The following is a 20,607-nucleotide window of genomic DNA, read 5'->3' on the forward strand; positions in this document are numbered from 1 at the left end:
AAGCACATTAAGTGCTTTCCTTTGCGTGCGGAACTCGCGACAAACTTAACCGCCCCGCCCGGCAGGCGAGCTGCGATAACTGGGTCGGTCCAAGAAATATCGTGCGAAAGGAATTCTGGCTGAATTACTGTTCGTGTGTGAGATCCGGTTGATGGGGCTTTGTATGCCCATCTTGAGGACTGAGGAGTGTCCCGGGGTGCCGGCAGGAATGGAACGTCCCTAAGTGCCGGGCTGTATGAAAAAGGCGGGGGCTCCTGGTGGAGTCCTCGCCTTTTGTGCAGAGGGCGATGGTATTCGCGTATTGCTGGATTAGACCAGGCGGGCGTTGATCGTCTTGGCGATCTCGGCAGCGTCGGTGGAACCCTTGACGGTGGCACGGAAGTCCTCGTCCATGAGCGCCTCGGCGACCTTGGACAGGATCTTGAGGTGCGTGGTGCCAGCCTGTGCACCAGGGATGAGCAGGGCGATGCCCACGTTGACGGGAGCGCCGTCCATGGTGTCCCAACCGGTCACGCCAGACTCGTCCTTGACGACGATGACGGCAGCCTCGGTAATGGCGTCGGACTTGGCATGCGGGATGGCGAAGCCCTCCATCATGCCCGTGGTGCCCTCGGCCTCGCGGGCCAGGAAGGCGTTCATAACGGCGTCGGCGTCACTGGCGATACCGGCCTTGACAGCCTGGTTGGAAACGAAGCTCAGAGCCTCGTCACGAGAAGCGAAGTCCTCGGCGACAAAGACGTTCTCGACCTTCACGAAGTCGGCAGCCTCGGCCTTGGGAGCCTCGACAGCAGCGGCCTTGGGGGCCTCAACGGGCTTGGCTGCAGGAGCGGCCTTCTGGTTCTTCTCGAAGTCGTACTTCTTGAAGGCCACGAACAGGATGCCACCGACCACAGCGCCGATGAGGATCGCGAGGACCCACAGCGGACCGTTCTCGACAACGGGCAGGACCAGGAAGCCACCGTGGGGCGCCGGATCGTGAACGTTGAACATAATGGTCAGAATCGAAGCGATAGAGGAACCGAGCATCATGATGGGCATGACGGGCCAGATGTTCTTGGTCATGAACGGAATGGCGCCCTCGGTGATGTGGGTGCAACCAAGGATGAGGTTGACGATACCGGCGTCATGATCCTCCTGGCTGAAGTACTTCTTGCCGACAACGACGGCGAAGGTGGTGATCAGCGGCGGAACGATGCAAGCGGCGGAGACGGCAGCCATGAAGTTGGTGCCGAAGTTGTAGGTGTCGGTGCCGACACCGGCGGCCAGGGCCTCGGTGAGCATAGCAGTACCGGTGACGTAAGCAGCCTTGTTGACCGGGCCACCCATGTCAAAGGCGCACATGCAGCCGATGGCAAGACCCAGGACAACGGCGCCAGAGGCGGACAGGCCCTTGAGGAAGTCCATCATTGCCGTGTTGATGGCAGCCATGGGGCCGGAGATGCCGAGCATAACCAGACCGACGATGGCGGTCGAGAACAGCGGGTACAGGAAGATAGCCTTGAGGCCGTCCAGGTTCTTGGGCAGACCGGCAAAGACCTTCTCGAGCAGCAGGATGACATAGCCGGCGAGGAAGCCGCCGACGATGCCGCCCAGGAAGCCAAAGCCCACGCCGGCGCCACCGGCGTCGATCATGCCGGTATCGGCGTTAACGGGCAGACCCTGGATGGCGATCATACCGGCAACAAAGCCGGGGACGAGTGCCGGGCGCTTGCCGATGGACTCGGCGATGTAGGCGGAAAGCACGGGAACCATGAGGTTCATGGCGATGCCGCCGATGATCTTGAGCATAGCGGCAAAGCTGTTGTAGTCGGCAGCCGTCGAATCGAAGGACGTAATGCCCCACAGGAACGAAACAGCGGTCAGGACACCACCGGCAACGACGAAGACCAGCATGTGGCTAACGCCGTTCATGAGGTGCTTGTAGATGACGTGGCCGATAGACTCCTTCTCCTCGACCTCATCCTCAACATCGGCAGCGGCGGCAACCGTGGCGTCACCCTTGGCGGCGAGCGCGCGGTCGATCAGCTTTCCGGCGGCCTCGACGGACAGGGCCTTGGAAACACCAACAGATACCATGGGCTTACCGGCGAAACGCTCCGCCTGGACATCCTTGTCGGCTGCGACGACGACGGCCTTGGCGCCGGCGATCTCGCTCTTGGTGAGCTCGTTCTCGACACCGACCTGGCCATGGGTCTCGACCTTAATGGTCAGACCGCGCTCGGCAGCTGCCTTCTCCAGCGCCTCCTTCGCCATGAAGGTGTGCGCAATACCGGTCGGGCAACCGGTGGCGGCGATGATGTCAAACTTAGCCATGTGTCCCTCCTTTTTAAGTTTTGCGCCCGCAGGCGCTCCCCTACACGCGCGTCCTTGCGCGCTTTTCCACAACTGAAAGATACCAACCTACCGTCCGCGTGAGAAGAGACAAGGCGCAATTCTCCGGTGAAAGGTTCTTTCATAACCGTAAACGGTAGGTGAAAGTTTACCATCAACACTTGAAACGGCAAGGTGTATCTTGTAATTGAAAATCCCCCTATACTATGAGAATACAAAACGAGTCCGATTTTCATGCCAACCAGGAGCCATCCATGACCGATAGTAGCAAGAGCGCACTTTCCCTCATTAGTACCCACCAGGGATACAGCGAGTCCGAGCAACGCATTGTCGACTATATATTGGAGCACCAGTCCGAGGCGCCACGCCTCACGGCGGCTCAGCTCTCGCGCGCCGCTGCCACGTCCGAAGCGACCGTTTCGCGCTTCTGCCGCAAGCTGGGCTTTGGTAGCTTCCGCAGCTTTCAGTTTTCTCTGGCGAGGGATTTGGAAAGCCAGCGCAACGAGGGCCTGACTGACGAGGTCTCGCTCGACAATATGGAGCAGAGCCTCAAGAACATCCTGGCCGCCAAGGTGAGCGAGCTTAATGCGACCATCGACGGAATCGACCACGATACGCTGGCGGCTGTTGTGCATGCCCTTAAGCATGCAGGGGTTATTGAGTTTGCAGCTGTGGGCAATACGAACGCGGTCGCGCTCGATGCGACGTTTAAGTTTTCGCAGCTGGGCCTGCGCTGCATGGCGAGCACCATTAGCGAGACATCAATCGGCTTTGCGCTCACGTTACGCCCGGGTGACGTCATCGTGCTCATCTCAAACTCCGGCAAATCGCGCCGACTGAATCGTATGGCAAAAGCGGCTCGCGACTGCGGCGCAACCGTAGTCGTCATCAGCAGCGACAGCAAATCCCCGCTCGCGCGCCTGGCAGACTACACTTTTAATACCGTCAACCACGAAGCGCTGCTCACCACGGGCGACTTCGCATTCTCCAAGATCAGCGCCACGATGATCATCGAAGTCATCTACAACTTCCTGCTGCCCGAGATTGAAGACGCGCGTGAGCATATCAGCTACTACGAGGAGCTCATCCAGCCGGATAAGGTCGTTGAGTAGGTAAATTGGGGAGCCGATAGACGCCTCTCGTCACGAAACACGCCCATCTACTACGTTTTAACCGCAGGCGCCAACCATACACCCAAAATCGAGAAAACCGCAGGCGTTCTACCTGCGGTTTTCTTTTTTCAATTCTTGATATGGTCGCCGATGCCCTACCAAACGTAGTAGATGGACCCGTTTCGTGGCGAACAGGCCAGACAAGCGAGTGGCAGGACAACAATTACTGATATTTTGTCCTGCCAACGTCGCTAGTTCGTTCTAGTCTCGAGCTTCTTTGAGCATCTGCTTTGCGTGGGCCAAGCTTGCCTCGGACTGATCGCCGCTGAGCATGCGGGCGATCTCGGCGGTACGCGCTTCGCCGGTTACCTCGTCCAAATGCGTCTGGGGAACATCGCCCGGCTCCTTGCTGACAACATAATGCTTGTCGGCCATGACGGCGACTTGCGCCAAGTGGGTTACGACAATCACTTGATGCGTGGCGGCAAGATCGGCCAGCACACCAGCAAGAGCACGAGCCGTGGAACCACCGACACCGGCATCGACCTCGTCAAATACCAGTGTGTCGACGCCGTCAGCATTACCCAAGACCACCTTGCTCGCCAGCATAACGCGACTGAGCTCGCCGCCCGAGGCAATGCGGCGCAGAGGGCGCGGCGTCAATCCGGCACCGCTGCGATACAGAAGCTCGTAGCTCGAAGGGCCCGCGGGTGTCCACTCAGCGCGAGGGAGATCGCGGGACTCCCAGACCAGCTCAGCGCCGCCCATTTCCAGGCGTGCCATCTGACGACCCACCTCGTGACAAAAACGCGGGGCTGCCGTATTGCGTGCGCGCTTAAGCGCCTTGGCAGCGGCGAACAGTTCGTGCTCCGCCGCGCCGAGTGCCTCGCGTGCCTTCCTAATCTGCTCGTCACCATCGTCCACCAGCGATAACAACTCCCGCGAGTGGTCACGCATGGCAAATACATCGTCCATGGTGGGACCCCACTGCCGCAGAAGTCCCTTAAGGTCGGAATACCGCTCGCGCATGCGAGCGAGGTCGCGAGGATCGAACGCAACGCCATCGCGATAAGCACGCAGCTCGTTGGCGCAATCCTCGAGTGAGATGCAGGCATCCGAAAGTGCGTCGGCGATGTCACCCAGTTTGCGATCGACGGTCGCCATGCGCGACAGTTCTGCCACGGCGCCGTTCACGGCATCGAGCGCTCCCCCTTCGGCAGTAAGCGATGCATGGGCATCGTTAGCTGTGGCAACCAGTACCTCGGCATGTTCGGAGCGCGGCAGCAGTTCCTCGAGTTCCTCATACTCACCCGGCTTGGGGTCGACCTCGGCGATACGCTCCAGGGCGAAGCGCGCCTCCTCGACGCGACTCCCCTGCGCACGCGAGGCTTCCTCCACGCGACGGACCTCCTTGGCAGCCGCACGCGACGCCTTGAAGCAGGCACGGTAACGGTCGAGCGCCTCGAGCGCAGAGCGACCAGCCCAGGCATCAACCATGGCAACATGATGCGCCGGATCGAGCAGACGCTGATGTTCATGCTGGCCGCACAGATCCATCATCACGCCGACGCGCTCGGAAAGCTCGCGCACGCTGGCGATGCGGCCGTCAATCTTGACGCGGCTGCGACCCTCGGCAGAAAGGCTGCGCTGCACGGTAAAGCCCTCCGTGTCGTGCGGGCCGTCGAACAAGCGCGCCTCGACGCTCGCCAGCGCCTCTCCCTCGCGCACGGTCGACGAATCTGCACGCTCGCCCAAAATGAGCTTGACCGCCGAGAGCAGCGCGGTCTTGCCGGCACCGGTCTCGCCAGTCAAAACCGTTAGGCCCGCACTCGGCACCAGCGTCGCCTCGCGAATGAGTGCAATGTTGGAAACCTGCAGCTCATCGATCATGACGCACTCCGTAGAACACGCGGCTCACGGAGTTATAGAAGCTCTCGGGACCGTAATCGAGAAGCAGCACATCTCCGGGACCGCGACGCACCGCCACGCTCTCAACGGTGCCATCGCAGGTAATAAACTGTCCATCGATAGCGATCGCCGGAACACTCGGACGGTCATCAGACATAAAGATCTCGACGACATCACTCGGCGAGGTCAAAAAAGCGCGAGCCTGAATGGTATGCGGGGCGATGGGCACACAGACCATACCCGTGTAATCGGGGCTGACAATGGGACCGCCGGCGGAAAGCGCATAGCCGGTGGAGCCGGTCGCCGTCGAAACGACGACACCGTCGCCGCGCAGGCGATCGATATGGTGGCCGGACACCGTGATGTCAAATTCGACCATATCGGACAGGGGGCCGCGCGTAAGTGCCATATCGTTGAGGGCAAACGTGCGCACGACATCCTTCGTGCCGTCTTCGCGCACGGACACAATATCCGCGGCGATGGTGGCGCGGCGGCTCACGTGGAGCTCGCCGGACAGAGCATCGCTCACAACCTGCAGAATGTCGCGCTCCTCGGGGCTCGCAGCAGTTAAAAAGCCCAGGTGACCATAGGAAAGACCAAGGATAGGAATCTCACGATGGTTGAGGATGCGGGCAGCGCGCAGCAACGTACCGTCGCCGCCGAGCGTAATGACCAGATCTGAGCCATCAATATCAGGCGTGCTTTGAATCTTCGATCGCTGGTCGGCAGCCCATGCGACCTCGTAGCCCTGGCGCGAAAGCCAAAGCTCGAGCATCAGGCCGCTCTCGACCGCCTCTTGCTTGTAGTAATTGGGGACCAGAAAGACCTTCATAGCGTTGCAGCTTTCTCGCTCAAAGCCGATACCTGGGATTGAAGCTCGTCTTGCGAGCGGTCGCCGGGGTCAAATCTCGTGCCGTACAGGAAAAACTCAACGTTGCCCTTGGCACCATGAATGGGTGACACGCACACATCGACCGGGAACAGCCCCTTGGCAGCAAAGAGTTCAACCGCCGCCACGAGCGTATCGCGGCGCACGGCGGGATCGGTCACAATGCCGCCCTCACCCACCAACGCCGCCGGAGCCTCAAACTGCGGCTTTACGAGCGTGCAGAACGAACCCGAAGGCTTCAGGCACGCCAGCACGGCGTCGATGATATTCGCGATGCTGGTAAACGACACGTCGCACACAGCCAAGTCGATAGCGCTCTCATAGCCAAGCTCGGGTAACTGCGTCACGTTGGTGCGCTCATGCAGCGTCACGCGATCGTCCTGACGCAACGACCAATCGAACTGTGCGCGACCCACGTCCACCGAGACAACGGTCGCAGCTCTGCGCTTGAGCAGGCAATCGGTAAAGCCGCCGGTAGAGCAGCCCACATCCAGACAGCTAAGGCCCGTCGGATTGATACCAAACGCATCAAGCGCGCCTTCGAGCTTAAGACCGCCGCGGCCAACATAGGGAATGCGCCCCTTCACGTGCAGCGGCAGGCCCGGGACCACCTTAAGGCCCGGCGAAGTCAAACGCTCACCGCCACTCGAGACCAAGCCGGCCATAAGAGTGCGAAGGGCATCCGCGCGATCGGCGCAGATGCCCTGTGAAATCAGTTCGTCATCAAGACGCACGCGTTTCATGAATGCCATCAACCATTCGTATCCGGAGATGCGGCCTAGCTATCCTGGGATTCGTTTGCCGCATCCTCATCGTATTCCTGCTCGAGCTTGTCGGCCTCACGCGGCGTCAGCTCAAACTTATCGACCATGTCGACCGCGCGCGAGCCCAGCTCAATCGCCTCGTCAAACAGATCGAGCGAACGCTCCAAGGAGGTATCCTTGGAGCGAACGGTAGCGATGATCTGATCCAAACGGTCTGAGATCTCGTCAAAGTTGCGGACAGAACCCTCTGGCATGACTACTCCTCGACGGAGTCGATGTCAGCCTCGGCGGCGTCCGCATCAGCGGCAAGTACACCGGCGGCAGCCTGAGCGGCAGCGACCTTGGCGGCAGCCTCGGCAGCCTGGGCCTCCTCGCGAGCGCGATCCTCGGCGAGCAGCTCTTGGTACAGGTCCTCGCCCGGCAGCTCCTCGCTGCGAGCGATCTTGCCCAGCACGCCGTTGACGAACGACGCGGACTGGTCGGTGCCGTAGGCCTTGGCAAGCTCGACGGCCTCGTTGATCACGATGGCGTCCGAGACCTCCTCGTCGGTGAGGAAACGCATCTCATAGACGGCGATACGCAGCAGATTGCGGTCGGCGCCGGGCATGCGCATAAGATCCCAGTTCTTGGCAACGGAGCGCAGAGCGCAGTCGATGCGGTCGATATGCTCGTAAGCACCGCGGCACAGCTCCAGCGCATAGGGGTCGAGGGGACCCTTCGAGATCAGGAAATCGCCCTCGAGGACGCGCTCGAGCGGGCTGTCCGTGGCCTCGGCCTGGAACAGCAGCTGCAGCGCCTGACTGCGGGCAAGCGTACGCCCGCGATAAACCTTAAGGCTCAAAGGTTACTCCTTGGGGAAAACGAGGCCGTCGATGCAAACGTCAACGCGCTCGACCTCGACGCCCACCTGGGCATCGATGGCGGTGACCACGGCGGCGCGAACGGCCTCGGCGAGTTTCTTGAACGGATAGCCAAAGAACACCACGACGCGCACGGTGAGTGCAAGCTTGTCGCCGATGACCTCGGCCTCGACCGCCGGCTCGGAAGCCGGGGCCTTAGACGAAAGCATCATGGAGACAAGGTTGGTGGCAAGGTCCTTGACGCCAACGGAGGCGATGCCCTCGACATCGGACACGGCGCGCGAGACGATGGCGGTCAGAACATCGGGCGAAATGCCGATGCCGTCAATCTTGATTTCCTGGGGCATGAGTCCTCCTAGAAGAGTTGGTTGCTAGACGCGGGAGACGAACTTGCCGTCGCGGGTGTCAACCTTGATGACCTCGCCCTCGTTGAGGTACATGGGGACCTGGATGACAGCGCCGGTGTCGATCGTGGCCGGCTTGGTGGAACCCTGGACGGTGTCGCCCTTAAAGCCCGGGTCGGTCTGGACGATGGTGGTCTCGATGAACATCGGCGGAGTCACGCCCATGAGCTCATCGTCGGCGAAGAGCAGCTGGCAGATGTCGTTCTCGCGCAGCCACTTGGAGTTCTCGCCCACCATGTCCTCGGGAACGGGAACCTGCTCATAGGATTCGTTGTCCATGAAGATGTAGTCGGTGCCATCGTTGTAGAGGTACTGGAACTCACGGGTGGTGAGCATGACGCTCTCGAACTTGGTGCCGGCGTTGCAGGTGTTCTCGACGACGCGGCCGCTCTTGATGTCGCGGGTCTTGTAGCGCACAAACGCGCCGCCCTTACCCGGCTTGACATGCTGGAACTCGACGATGGTGTAGACCTTGTCCTTAATGCGGAGACCGAGGCCGTTCTTGAAGTCGGCGGTAGAAATGGTAGGCATAGCGACCTTTCTTGTTATGGGCAGAACGCACAAGCGTCCAAATTACATACGAGCGAAATTATACACTTGCAGACGGCGCCTGCAGCGAGCGCATAAAAAGAGAACGCGGGGCGTCCGAATTGCTCCGGAGGCCCCGCCCCAAACTATCTACCGAAGTAGACTAGCAATCGATGACGTGAAGGTCATGCGGCGTCTTGGTGAAGGGCTCGTAGCCGTTCTCGGTGACCACGCCGTAGTCCTCCAGGCGCACGCCGCCCACGCCGGGCAGGTAGACGCCGGGCTCCATGGTGATAACCGAGCCGACCTCGATGATATTCTTGCTGCGGTTGAAGTTGGGCAGCTCGTGGATGTCAATGCCCACGCCGTGGCCCAGACCATGGTTGTAGTAATCGCCATAGCCGGCATCGCCAATGATCTTCTTGGAAAGCTTGAAAATGTCGTTGCCCTCGACGCCCGGATGGATGGCGGCGACGCACTCCTCGTGCGCACGGCGCACGAGCGCGTACAAGTCGAGCTGTTCGGGCGTGGGCTCGCCCATCACGACGGTACGCGTCATATCGGAGCGATAGTCGCAGTAGCCCGCGCCATAATCCATGAGAACGAAGTCGCCCTTCTCGATCACGCGGTCGCTCGGGACGGCATGCGGGTTGGCGGTGTTGGGGCCGCTCGCCACGATGGAGCCGAAGGCCAGGCTGTCGGCGCCGTTGGCGAACATAAAGTTCTCGAGCTCGTTGCGAACCTGCTTCTCGGTCATACCGGGCTTAATATAGCCGAGCATGTGCTGGAAGGCGGCGTCGGTGATCGACTGCGCATGGCGCATGAGCTCGATCTCCTCGGCGTCCTTGATGGCGCGCATCTTACGGATGTCGTCATGCATCAGCGGCAGCATGCAGGCAACGGAGCGGTCCTCCAGGCCACGCTGAATACCCTGGTAGAAATTGATCTGCATGTCGTCCTCGACAGCGCAGACGCGGCACTTGTTGGCCGCGATCTTGCCGGCGACCCAGCCGGGGATGGTGCCCTCGTCCATGTCGTAGACCCAGGGGCTGCCGGCGGGTGTGTTCTCCTCAAAGCTGTTGAGATAGCGCGAGTCGGTATGGAACAGGCACTGGTCAGCCGTAATAAACGCAGCGTGCGGGAACTCGAAGGTGTAATCGAAGACGCCCTTGACGCCCGTAAGCCAACGAAGGTTGGCCTCGTCGCGCACCACGATAGCGTCGTAGCCGCGCTCAACCATCAGGGCACGGACACGCTCGATACGACCGGCAGGACCGGCAGCAAACTCAGACATGCAGATTCCTTTCTTGTTGTCTTCATAAAGACGGGACGGGCTCAATCAACGTACGGAATCGCGAGCGATTCGCAACCGATTGGAAACCGCCCCTCAACATGATACGAAAGACGATGGATGTCAATAAATCCTAGAGAAGTTCGTTGCGAGAAGCCAAGTATGCGTGAGCATGGCGGTCGAGAACCTCGTCCTCAACGCTCGTGAGACGAATGGCGCCGAGCGCCGCGGGCAGCGGCAACATGCTGCGGTTCGAGCGGACAAACTGCTGCCTGCGGAACTCCTCGATATATGCGGCAGGCTCCAGATCGAAGGCAAGCTCCTCGATACCAAAGTCCTCCAGGCAGTCATCGACCTCAAAGACGTAATCGATATCGAAGTCGCAGGCATCATGTGCTAGGCGCGCCTCAAAGCGCATGCCCTCGGACAACAGCTGGTAGGCAGGCACCGGCGAAGCGGCATCGCCCAAGCAGGCGCGCAGGGTACGCTCCCCCGTCTTGCCAAAATCGAGCGCATGGCGGGCGCTGGGATTCGTAGCCATCAGTACGTCCTTGCGGGCAGTCTGAGACCACTGAACGGCATTGACGAGCGCGACCTCCTCGCCCGCGAGAATCTCGGGAACGGTCTCGGTAAACTGATTCCAGCGGGACTTGCTGCTCGAAAGCATGGTGCCAACAAGTACCGCATAGCCGAGCTTGAGGTCCTCGGGGTCCGCCTCGCGAACAAGGTCGAGGTCACACACGACCAAGCCCGGCTCGGGACGGAACGCGATAGCGGGAAGCGCATGCGCCGACGATGCGACGAGCGGCTTCATGGTCGTCGCGACCGTGAGCATGGCGTCGAACGTTGTCGGCAGCAAGGCGCACTCGGTGCGACCGCACCACTGATTGGCACACCAGCAAACGACCGAGCAGGTCGCCGTATCGCCGACGGCGACAACGAGATCGTCGCAGGTAATGCCGTTAGCCGATAGGGCGCCAAAGACGGTATCGGCATCGGCAAGCGTAGCACCGGCAGGCGAAACCTCGAGGACGAGCAGCGACACGGCAAAACCGGCGTCAACCAGTGCATGCTCGACAACCTCGCCAAACCGCTCGGATGTGGCGTCGTTCCAAACCACCATCGCGCGCTTGGGCTTGCCCACAGCCGAGGCAAACATGCGCGGCAGCTCCTCGAACGCGCCCAATCCGACGCGGACATCGACACTGCGGTTTTGGAAATTGATCAGTTGACGGCGAATCATAGCAGTCCACGCTCCAAAAGCATCTCGGCACAAAGGTAGGAAACGTCCTCGAAGGACTTGTTGCGAATATCAAGGGTAATATCGGCGGCCTGGCGATACAGCGGACGGCGATGCTCAAACAGGCGCGCAGCGTGCTCGGGCGAGCGGAAATCGGGCCGGGTATCGGAGCGACGAATCTGTCGCAACGAGTCCTCAAAGTCGCCTTCGAGGTACACACAGGTACCCATCTCGTGCATCAGCTCAATGTTCACCGGTGTCTCGACGATGCCGCCCCCGCACGATACCAGCAGGCTGCGCTCGCTTTGAAGCGAACGGAGTGCCGAGGTCTCGAGCTCGCGAAAACGATCCTCGCCCTCGGTCTCAAAAATCTCGGTCACCGACTTGCCGCATCGACGCACAACCAAACGATCGGTATCGATGAATCGACGCTTGAACATAGTGCCCACGTTGCGCGCAAGCGTCGACTTGCCCGCGCCCAAAAATCCGATAAAGAAGATATGGTCGCAGCCGTGTTTGATGTGCTGAGACATGGCGAAACCTATTCCTCGCAGGGAAGGTCGCGCAGGGCCCGGCGCTCAAAGATACGGAAGATCTGCGTGTACCACAGATCCTGGGTCGCCTGCGGCTTGACCAGAATAGTGTCAACGCCGGCAAAATTACCGCTCCACACGTCCGTGTACAGCTGATCGCCGATCAGCACGGCCTCGTCGGCCGTAGCGCCCAGACGCTTAAGACCCGCCTTCAGGGCAAACGGGGCGGGCTTCATGGCGTGGCTGATAGCCTCGAGCCCCAGCTCGCGTGCAGAGCTCATGACCTGATCGCGATGCCAGTTGTTGGACACCATGCACAGCTTAAAGCCTTTGGCGCGGGCGGCGTCGAGCCAAGCGGAAACCGCGGCGGGAACCTGCTCGGTATCGCGCGGCACCAGAGTGTTATCGCGGTCGAGTAGAATGGCGCGCTTGCCGTCGGCCCAGAGGGTATCGAGGTCGATGCGGTCAACTGAGGCAACATATCGTTTGGGGCTAAAAATCCTCATGATCAATTCCAAGACTGTTGGTGCTCTTCGTAGGTCTTCGAGAAATACTCCTCGTCCTGTGTAATATAGAAATACAGGTCATCAGAGTCGGTCGGCTCAAGGGTAGCCTTGAGCGCCTCGAGCGACGGAGAGCAGATGGGCGTGGGCGGCAGGCCTTCATGCTTATAGGTGTTATACGGACTATCGCTCTGCAGGTCGTCGGCGGTAACCTCGCCGCCGGTGACATACATCATGGTCGCATCGCTATTGAGGTAACGCAGGCCATCGAGCTTGCCCGCCATACGGTTATAGAAAACCGAAGCCACATGCGCGCGCTGATCGGCGTTGAGGCCCTCGCGCTCGACGATCGAGGCAAGGTTAACGATGTCGTAATCGGACATCTCCACGCCATAACGCTCCTTGATCTTGGCCTCGCAGCTGGCAAAGTCAAGCGACTTATACTCGGCGTTGAACTGGTCAAGCATGGCGCGAATCACATCATCGGCAGACGGGTCCTTACCCAACGAATAGGTCTTGGGGAATAGGAAGCCCTCGAGCGAATCGTTCGCGGCATCTTTAAGGAAAACGTAATCATTCACATAATTGCTCGCCTTGGCCTGGTTAAGGAAGTCTTCCTTGGAGATGCTGTCGTATGCCGCGGCCACGCGATCGGCGACCTGGTCGACCGTTAGGCCCTCAGGGATAGTCAGCGCATCGGAGCCGGCATTGGGCCCCTCCATGAGCTGCTGGACAACCTTGGTCGCATCCATCAGCGTCGTGAACGAGTACGTGCCGGGCTTGAGCGACATATCTGCGTTGAGCTTTTTGACCGCCGCGTAGTAATCCTTGGGATTCTCGACAATATGGTTCTCGGAGAGAATCGAGGCGATCGTATCGCCCGAAGCTCCCTCGGGAATCGTGACGGTAACTTGCTGGCCAGCGGTGACGCCTGTCTCCTCCCCGCCAAACAGGCCCTTGACGGCCGGAACGACAAAGAAGGCAATGGCAGCAAGAGCAAGTACGGCAACAACAACGCCGATAATCATGGGCACCGGCGAGCTCTTCTTTTGGGTACCGCGACGAGCATGCGTGTTATAGCTCGAGCGCGTGGCCGGAGCTACGCCATGTGTGCCGTGAGCATGATGTGTACGCGTATGCGATTGAGGCGCCTGCGCACGCTGCGTGGGCGCCTGCTGCTTAAAGCGGGTACCGCTTGCGGGCCGGGCTGCGCGGGCAGCGGGCTGTTGGGCAGGACGCTGAGCAGATTGTGCTGCACGAGAGGAGGGCTGTGCGGGACGAGCAGCAGGCTGAGCCGCACGCTGCGTCGGTTGCATCGGACGCTGGCCAGACGATACAGGGCGCGGCGTAGACTGCCCCTGGCGATTCGGCTGGCGCGGATCGGAAGCGCTAGGCATGCGAAACCTCCTCGTTTTTACGATCGAGCCATGTCTGCAAGAACAGGCTGGCGGCGATCATGTCAATCTTGCCCCTCATCTGCTTTTCGTTGAGTCCCTGCTCTCGCAGAATGCGCTTGGCCTCCTGCGAGGACAGACGCTCGTCCTCAAACTCCAGCGGAAGTTCGAGCTCGTCGGCAATCTTTTGGGCCACGGCGGCTACGCGCTCGGCCTGGGGGCCGGGCTCACCGGCCATGGTCAAGGGACGTCCACTTACCAGGATATCGGGCTCATAGTCCTCAACCAGGTAACGGAACGTCTTGGCCATGCCAGTGACCTCGGCAGCCGGGAGCACCTTGACGGGCATTGCCATCTTGCCATCACGGCTCGAGACGGCAATGCCAATCCGGGTCTCCCCTATGTCCAGCGCGAGCGCGACCACAGCGACTACTTAGGTTCTTAGGCGCCGAGCGCGGTCTTGGCGGCCGCGAGGGCATCGGCGATACCGGCGGCGTTCTTGCCACCGGCCTGAGCCATGTTGGGACGACCGCCACCACGACCATCGACCAGGCCCGCGATCTGCTTGATCACGTTACCGGCGTGGAAACCGGCCTTCACGGCGTCATCGGAGCCGGCAGCGAGCAGGGCCGGGGTGCCCTTCTCGGTCACGCTGGCGACGACGCAAGCGACGGGGCCGGCAACCTTCTGGTGCACGGTATCCCACACATTGCGCAGGTCTGCGGCCTCGAGACCCTGGAGCTCAGCGACAACGAGCTTGTAGCCATTCAGCTCGACAGCGCCTTCGATGGCGCTGGAAATCGCATCGGAGGAGCCACCGGTGAGTGCCTTCTTGAGCTTGTTGGAAGTCTCGCGCAGCTCGGCCTGCAGATTCTCCACGCGGGCGGGAACCTCGTCAACGCGGCACTTGAGCGCAGCGGCAGCGGCGTCAACGAGCGCCAGGCGGTCGGCCATGTAGTCGAGAGCGCCCTTGGAGGTCACGGCCTCGATACGGCGGACGTTGGAGCCCGTGGAAGACTCGGAGATGATCTTGAACAGACCGATCTCGGCGGTGTTGGCGGCATGCGTGCCACCGCAGAGCTCGCGGGAGAACGGCTGGTCCTCGGCGCCCACGGAGACAACGCGGACGACGTCGCCGTACTTCTCGCCAAAGAGGGCGACAGCACCGGCGGCCTTGGCCTCGTCGATGCCCATGACGCGGGTCACAACCGGCTTGGAAGCGAAGATCTGCTGGTTGACCAGGTCCTCGACAGCCTTGAGCTGCTCGGAGGACAGGGCCTCGAAGTGCGTGAAGTCAAAGCGCAGGTGCTCGGGCGTCACCAACGAGCCAGCCTGGGAGACATGCTCGCCCAGGACCTGCTTAAGCGCGGCGTCGAGCAGGTGCGTGGCGGTGTGGTTGCGACGCAGGAAGCCACGGCGCTCGGCGTCGAGCGCGGCGGTCACGGTAGCACCGACGGTCAGCGTGCCCTCGGCGACGTGGGCGACGTGGGCATACAGGCCGTTGTGGTTCTTGGTATCGGAAATGGTCAGCGCAACGCCCTCGGCGGAAAGCTCGCCGGCGTCGCCCTGCTGGCCACCCATCTCGGCATAGAACGGGGTGCGGTCGAGCACGACCTCGACGTCCTCGCCGGCGGCAACGGACTCGACGGACTCGCCGTTGCTCACGATGGCGACAACCTTGGCGCCATCGATGACGTCGTTGTCATAGCCGTCGAACTCGGTCGCGGCAACCTTGTCGGAAAGCTCGACCCACACGTCGTTAAAGCTACCCCAGGCATCGCCCTTGGCGTTGGCGCGGGCGCGGGCCTTCTGGTCCTCCATGCAAGCGGTAAAGCCATCCATGTCGACGTCGTGACCGGCGGTGCCGGCGATCTCGACAGTCAGGTCAATGGGGAAACCAAAGGTGTCGTGAAGCTTAAAGGCAACATCGCCCGGAAGGACAGCGCCGTCGGCGAGCGCGGCCAGGGCCTCGTCCAGGTAAACGCGGCCGTTGTCGAGCGTCGTTGAGAAACGCTCCTCCTCGGAGGCGACGATGCCCTTAACGAGCGCGACGTTCTTGAGCAGCTCGGGATAAGCCTCGCCCATCTGAGCGTTGACCTCGTCGATAAACTTGGTCAGGAAGGCGCCCTCGATGCCCAGCAGACGACCGTGGAACACGGCACGACGGAGCAGGCGGCGCAGGACGTACTCGCGACCCTCGTTACCGGGCAGGATGCCGTCCGAGATCATAAAGTCGACGGCACGGGAGTGGTCGGCGATGATGCGCAGGGAGCGGCTGGCACCGGAGTAATCGTCGGCGTCATAGGTCTTGCCGCTGATCTTCTCACCGAGCTTGATGAGGTGCTGCATCAGATCGCCGTCGTAGTTAGCGGTCTTGTGCTGCATGATAGCGGCCATGCGCTCCAGACCCATGCCCGTATCGAGGTTGCGGTGCGGCAGCTCCGGCATGGAGCCGTCCTCCTGGCGGTCGTACTGGGTAAACACGAGGTTCCAGAACTCAAGGAAGCGGTCGCAGTCGCAGCCAGGCTTGCAGTCGGGGCTGCCGCAACCGACCTCCTCGCCCATGTCAAAGTAGATCTCGGAGCACGGACCGCAGGGGCCGGTGGGGCCAGCGGCCCAGAAGTTGTCGTCCTCGCCCAGGCGGGAGATGTGATCCTCGGCAACGCCCAGAGAGCGCCACACGTCGTGGGTCTCGTCGTCTTCGGTAAAGACGGTGAAGTACAGGCGGTCGAGCGGCAGCTTGAACTCCTTGGTGATGAGCTCAAAGGCCCAAGCGCAGGCCTGCTGCTTGGAGACGCCGCCAAAGGAGAAGTCGCCGAGCATCTCAAAGAAGGACAGGTGACGGCCGTCCTCACCGATGCAGTCGATGTCGTTGGTGCGGACACACTTCTGGCAGGAGATCGCGCCGATCTCCTTCATGGTCTTCTTGCCCTGGTAGTACTCCTTAAACTGGTTCATGCCGGCGTTGGCAAGCAGCAGCGAAGGATCGTCGGGGACGAGGGACGAAGAAGGATAGAGCTTAAGACCGCGCTCCTCAAAGAAGTTGAGGAACTTGGAGCGAATCTCGGCCGTAGTCATTGACGGGTAGTCAGCACTCATAGAGGGAATCTCCTCGGTTTCACATCGAAACAGTTCAAACGTAACGATATTACCATCCCACCGCGCCTGTGCAAAAAAGAGGGCCGCCAAACAGCGACCCTCCAGCGAAAGTGCACGTTATTTAGGTCTGTCAAATACTTTGAAAAAAATGATTTCGGTATAATTGCATATAAGAATCGTCCGGAAGGAGCGATCGATGAATAGCAAACGGTTTGTCGTGAATGCACTAACCTCAGTAGCCCTTTTAGCAATCTTCGCTTACTCGAGCTGGTATGTGAACCAGCCGAGATTTGGCTACGCATTGTACGCAGTAACATCTGGCGATAAAGCGTATTACACCCTAAGCGCAATTGACACCATCTTTTTCTATGTGGCTGGCCCCTTATCAATCGCTTTGATCGCGTTTATTGTTATTTACAACATCAAGAAACGCTAACAGGGCCTATTTGGAATCCGAATCGTCCATGGAGCCGTCGATGCCGGTTTTGGTGTCGTCGTCAGAGCTTGTGTCGTCGTCCTTGGCAAAGGGGTTCTTAAAGAAACCCGTCGCGTCGGGCTGCAGGCCTGAGAGCTTGATCCAGGGATTATCGAGCTCGGGCTTGGGCATGGCCTTGGCCTCGGGTGCTGTCTCGTTGCCGATGAGCTCGGACTCATAGATGAACGTATCGTCTCCGAGCGCGTCGTAGGCGGCGACCGGGTTACCCTCGGTATCGCGATACGGAGTGCCCTTAAACACGGCGCCGTCGTATGCCACGAGCTGACGGCCGGTCTCGTTCTCAAAGTAGTAGACGAAGATGCCCTTGAGGGCCGCGCACAGCGGAATGGCGATAACCATGCCGATGGGACCCATGAGTGCCGAACCGATAACGAGAGCCGTCAGGCTCATAACGGGATGCACCTGCACCGAGCTCTGCATGACCTTAGGCGAAATGACATTATCGGTGACGTTTTGAGCCACCATGGTCACGACAAGCGTCCATAACGCCAGCATAGGGCTGAACATAAACCCGAGCACCGTGGCGATCGCCGCGCTCACCCAGGGACCGACAACCGGAACCAAGTGCATAATGCCGGTGAAGATGGCCATAAGTGCTGCGTATGGATGGCCAATGAGCGTAAAGCCGATAAAAGCCAAAAAGCCACCGCAGATGGAAGTCACGACCATGCCGCGCATATAGCCGCCGACCGAGCGTGAAAGGATGGCAACCATAAAGCGGTACGAGGTCTCCTTTTCCTGTCCGATGATGGTGCAGACCTCGTGGTGCATACGGGGATAGTCGCAGGCCAACCAATAGGCAAGCACCAAGCCCAGGAAGATGACGAACAGCTGCGAGGCCGTATTGGTAATAAGCGGGAATACACCGCGACCGAGCTCGGCAGCGATTTGCGAGACGTACTTGGACGCTACGGTAACCAGCGAAGAAAGATTGTCGTCCAGATACTCCTTGAGCGGCGTGTTATTGAGCGTCTTGGCGTGCGAGAGCATCTCGTTGAGATCGCCACCCGCAACACGAAGCTGCTCGGGCAGGCGGCTCAGGACTTCCATGATTTGACCGAGCAAAATAGGCGATAGGATGCAGACGACGCCGACGAGCACGGCAACAACCACAATGAGTGCGATGAGCGAACCAAGGCCACGTCCGACGCCGTGATGCTCGAGCCAGTTGGTGATCGGAGACATCACAAAAGCGATGATGGAGCCGACAGCGAGAAACTCGATGACCGGTGCCAGGATGCCCATAAGGTTAAAGATGACGGCAGCGATGACAATGCAGCCGACGACGCCCCAAATGCGCAGCGTCAGAATGCGGGTATCGCGAAGCGTGCGGTCGATTTGTTGGGGGTGCTCACTCATGAACGAACCATCACTCCGTCGGGGTCAATCTTATCTTGAATCTTCTTAAGCGTGCGGCGCAGCAGACGCGAAACCTGCACCTGCGAGATGCCCAGCTTCTTGGCAATCTCGATCTGGGTCATGCCCTTCACAAAACGCAGCTCGATAACCTCGCGCTCGCGAGGCGAGAAATCGCGGATGGCTTCCTCGATTACCAGACGGTCATCGGTAAAGTCGAGCTCGTTGTCGTCGTCGGCATAGCGATCGAGAATCGAGGGAGCATCGTCGGAGTCGGACGCGCCGGGAGCCTCGATGGGCACCGAGGTATAGGCCGAGGACGATTCCATGGCTTCGAGCACCTCGTCAACGGTCACGCCAAGGTAATCGGCGATTTCCTCAACCTTGGGCGAACGCTGAAGCTCGTTGGTGAGCTTATCGGTGGCCTGGTTAACCTTGGCCGAGAGCTCCTGCAGACGACGCGGCACGCGCACACTCCAGCCCTTGTCGCGGAAGTGGCGCTTAATCTCGCCCAAGATGGTGGGCGTGGCAAACGTCGTGAACTCAAGTCCGCGTTCAGGGTCAAAGCGGTCGATAGCCTTGAGCAGACCCAAATAGCCGACCTGCAAAAGGTCATCGAGCGGCTCGCCGCGGTTCTTAAATTTGTTGGCAAGAAACCTTACCAGATTCATATGGGACATGACGAGCTGCTCGCGGGCATCCGGATCACCGGTCTCCTTATAACGACGAAACAGCTCGCGGGTTTTCTCCTTGTCCCAAGCGGTCTTGCCGCTCCGGGAACGTTCGGTCATATTAGATATCCGCCTTGAGGTCGAGGGAAAGCGTTAGGGGCGCCGCAGTCTTTTCGTAGGAATCGCACACGCTTGCAAGAATGAGCTCGGCATACACAGCAGCCTGGTCATCCTCGTCGACGGTGGCCTGTTCCCCAAAGGTAAAGGTCATGCCGACGTGAGATTCGTCCACATCAAATTGAATGGTGATGTCGTCGCAGTCGACCGCGGTGCACCCAAAGATGAAGGCTTCCTCGGCAGCCATGCGGATGTCCTCGATACGATCGACAGACATAGAGCACAGGGCGCCGACGTTGGCGGCCGTCATGCGCACCAAGCGCGCGAGACGCGGATCACCGGCAACGCTCAGCGTGATGGGACAGGTTGCTTCGCTACTCATCGCAGGACTCCTCGGAGGTCTCGGCGGGCGTATAAGTGTAATACTGAGCGGGCTTAGCAGCGGGCTTCTGAACATCATCGTCGTCAGCAGCGGCATCGTCATCGCCAATCAGAACGCGCTCAGTAGGCTGCTCGGCCTCGGCGGCGGCAGCGGCGAGCTTGCGATCGGCGTCGGCTGCAGGAGCCTTCACCTTATTGAAGAGCTTCTGCACGGCGCCAGCAGCAGAATCAGTCACGCTCGATACGGCATTGCTGGCCTCGGCCACGCTGCCCGTGACCTCGGAGATGTCGCGAACGACCGCCTCAACCTCAACGAGGTTAGACGTCAGAGCATCAACGGCAGTCTTGCTCGACTTGAGGAGCGGCTCAACCTGTGCCAGCGCCGGGGTGAGCTCATCGACAGCGCCATCGAGCTTTGCCACCACAGGCTGTGCCTCGGCGAGCGTATTGTTAAGGTCACTCACCGTCTTGTCGAGCGAGTCGACGACGGTGCGAGTCTTGCGCAGCGTGAGCGCGAGCTCGACAACAGCCCACACGCCGGCAACGGCGAGCACCAGCAGGGCGATTTGAATGGGACTCATGCAAGCCTCCCGAAGGAATCGAAATACAGACGTTTTTCATGGTACCCCAAAGAAGGGCAAAGATACCCAAAGGGAATGCGCGAGGCGCCAATGGCCTACTTGGCCTTGATTGGCAACTTCATCCGAACACTTCCCACATTCATCCGCAC

At 60.2% G+C, this 20,607-nt stretch carries 21 protein-coding genes; 2 read left to right on the forward strand and 19 right to left on the reverse strand.

Annotation, left to right across the window (positions count from 1 at the left end):
* Positions 1-309 precede the first annotated feature (309 nt).
* The gene (locus tag DWV58_RS09255) at positions 310-2,313 is read right to left on the reverse strand and encodes a fructose-specific PTS transporter subunit EIIC (RefSeq protein ID WP_117776898.1); all 2,004 of its coding nucleotides are present in this window, start codon (positions 2,311-2,313) and stop codon (positions 310-312) included.
* Between the two features lie 272 nt (positions 2,314-2,585).
* Between DWV58_RS09255 and DWV58_RS09260 the strand changes: the two genes are divergently transcribed.
* Positions 2,586-3,443 (forward strand): MurR/RpiR family transcriptional regulator, encoded by an 858-nt coding sequence (locus DWV58_RS09260; RefSeq protein ID WP_117806188.1) that lies wholly within the window; start codon positions 2,586-2,588, stop codon positions 3,441-3,443.
* A 261-nt stretch (positions 3,444-3,704) separates the two neighbouring features.
* Here the strand turns inward: DWV58_RS09260 and DWV58_RS09265 are convergent, their stop codons facing one another.
* The 14 genes from DWV58_RS09265 to alaS all read right to left on the reverse strand — a co-directional run bounded on the left by DWV58_RS09265 (position 3,705) and on the right by alaS (position 16,856).
* Positions 3,705-5,333: a DNA repair protein RecN gene (locus DWV58_RS09265; protein WP_117776900.1), complete on the reverse strand. Its 1,629-nt coding sequence runs from the start codon at positions 5,331-5,333 to the stop codon at positions 3,705-3,707.
* The gene (locus DWV58_RS09270; RefSeq protein ID WP_055250448.1) at positions 5,323-6,183 is read right to left on the reverse strand and encodes an NAD(+)/NADH kinase; all 861 of its coding nucleotides are present in this window, start codon (positions 6,181-6,183) and stop codon (positions 5,323-5,325) included. The genes DWV58_RS09265 and DWV58_RS09270 overlap by 11 nt, the downstream gene beginning before the upstream one ends.
* Complete coding sequence (locus tag DWV58_RS09275; RefSeq protein ID WP_117776909.1) at positions 6,180-6,983, reverse strand: TlyA family RNA methyltransferase; 804 nt, start codon at positions 6,981-6,983, stop codon at positions 6,180-6,182. The genes DWV58_RS09270 and DWV58_RS09275 overlap by 4 nt, the downstream gene beginning before the upstream one ends.
* Positions 6,984-7,018: 35 nt before the next feature.
* Positions 7,019-7,258, reverse strand: coding sequence for an exodeoxyribonuclease VII small subunit (locus DWV58_RS09280; protein WP_006233978.1), 240 nt, complete (start codon positions 7,256-7,258; stop codon positions 7,019-7,021).
* A 2-nt stretch (positions 7,259-7,260) separates the two neighbouring features.
* Positions 7,261-7,845 carry a transcription antitermination factor NusB gene (gene nusB, locus DWV58_RS09285; RefSeq protein ID WP_117776901.1) on the reverse strand — a complete coding sequence of 195 codons (585 nt, stop codon included), beginning with the start codon at positions 7,843-7,845 and terminating at the stop codon, positions 7,261-7,263.
* 3 nt (positions 7,846-7,848) lie between these two features.
* Entirely contained in the window at positions 7,849-8,211 is a 363-nt protein-coding gene (locus DWV58_RS09290; RefSeq protein ID WP_117758138.1) for an Asp23/Gls24 family envelope stress response protein, read from the reverse strand.
* A gap of 24 nt (positions 8,212-8,235) precedes the next feature.
* Positions 8,236-8,799 carry an elongation factor P gene (gene efp, locus DWV58_RS09295; protein ID WP_006233983.1) on the reverse strand — a complete coding sequence of 188 codons (564 nt, stop codon included), beginning with the start codon at positions 8,797-8,799 and terminating at the stop codon, positions 8,236-8,238.
* Between the two features lie 160 nt (positions 8,800-8,959).
* Positions 8,960-10,090: a Xaa-Pro peptidase family protein gene (locus tag DWV58_RS09300; protein WP_117776902.1), complete on the reverse strand. Its 1,131-nt coding sequence runs from the start codon at positions 10,088-10,090 to the stop codon at positions 8,960-8,962.
* Between the two features lie 130 nt (positions 10,091-10,220).
* Positions 10,221-11,330, reverse strand: coding sequence for a hypothetical protein (locus DWV58_RS09305; RefSeq protein ID WP_117776903.1), 1,110 nt, complete (start codon positions 11,328-11,330; stop codon positions 10,221-10,223).
* The gene (locus DWV58_RS09310; protein WP_099431675.1) at positions 11,327-11,860 is read right to left on the reverse strand and encodes a shikimate kinase; all 534 of its coding nucleotides are present in this window, start codon (positions 11,858-11,860) and stop codon (positions 11,327-11,329) included. The genes DWV58_RS09305 and DWV58_RS09310 overlap by 4 nt, the downstream gene beginning before the upstream one ends.
* Before the next feature lie 8 nt (positions 11,861-11,868).
* On the reverse strand, positions 11,869-12,366 hold the full coding sequence (locus DWV58_RS09315; RefSeq protein ID WP_117646451.1) for a YqeG family HAD IIIA-type phosphatase: 498 nt from the start codon (positions 12,364-12,366) through the stop codon (positions 11,869-11,871).
* Between the two features lie 2 nt (positions 12,367-12,368).
* Positions 12,369-13,760 (reverse strand): endolytic transglycosylase MltG, encoded by a 1,392-nt coding sequence (gene mltG / locus DWV58_RS09320; RefSeq protein ID WP_233540557.1) that lies wholly within the window; start codon positions 13,758-13,760, stop codon positions 12,369-12,371.
* Positions 13,753-14,181 (reverse strand): Holliday junction resolvase RuvX, encoded by a 429-nt coding sequence (gene ruvX, locus DWV58_RS09325; RefSeq protein WP_089571740.1) that lies wholly within the window; start codon positions 14,179-14,181, stop codon positions 13,753-13,755. The genes mltG and ruvX overlap by 8 nt, the downstream gene beginning before the upstream one ends.
* Before the next feature lie 17 nt (positions 14,182-14,198).
* The gene (gene alaS, locus DWV58_RS09330; RefSeq protein ID WP_117776905.1) at positions 14,199-16,856 is read right to left on the reverse strand and encodes an alanine--tRNA ligase; all 2,658 of its coding nucleotides are present in this window, start codon (positions 16,854-16,856) and stop codon (positions 14,199-14,201) included.
* A 196-nt stretch (positions 16,857-17,052) separates the two neighbouring features.
* Here alaS and DWV58_RS09335 point away from each other — a divergent pair, with 196 nt between their 5' ends.
* Entirely contained in the window at positions 17,053-17,292 is a 240-nt protein-coding gene (locus DWV58_RS09335; protein WP_117564125.1) for a hypothetical protein, read from the forward strand.
* Positions 17,293-17,298: 6 nt separating this feature from the next.
* Here the strand turns inward: DWV58_RS09335 and DWV58_RS09340 are convergent, their stop codons facing one another.
* From DWV58_RS09340 to DWV58_RS09355, 4 genes are read right to left on the reverse strand one after another with little or no spacing between them, the layout of a single operon-like run.
* Positions 17,299-18,711 (reverse strand): AI-2E family transporter, encoded by a 1,413-nt coding sequence (locus tag DWV58_RS09340; RefSeq protein ID WP_117776906.1) that lies wholly within the window; start codon positions 18,709-18,711, stop codon positions 17,299-17,301.
* Entirely contained in the window at positions 18,708-19,499 is a 792-nt protein-coding gene (locus DWV58_RS09345) for an RNA polymerase sigma factor SigF (RefSeq protein ID WP_117635146.1), read from the reverse strand. Before DWV58_RS09345 ends, DWV58_RS09340 begins: the two co-directional genes overlap by 4 nt.
* Before the next feature lies 1 nt (position 19,500).
* Entirely contained in the window at positions 19,501-19,878 is a 378-nt protein-coding gene (locus DWV58_RS09350) for an ATP-binding protein (RefSeq protein ID WP_117776907.1), read from the reverse strand.
* Positions 19,871-20,458, reverse strand: a complete 588-nt coding sequence (locus tag DWV58_RS09355) for a hypothetical protein (protein ID WP_117776908.1) — start codon at positions 20,456-20,458, stop codon at positions 19,871-19,873. The genes DWV58_RS09350 and DWV58_RS09355 overlap by 8 nt, the downstream gene beginning before the upstream one ends.
* Positions 20,459-20,607: the final 149 nt, after the last annotated feature.

Source organism: Collinsella sp. AF11-11 (assembly GCF_003465485.1).
GTDB lineage: Bacteria > Actinomycetota > Coriobacteriia > Coriobacteriales > Coriobacteriaceae > Collinsella.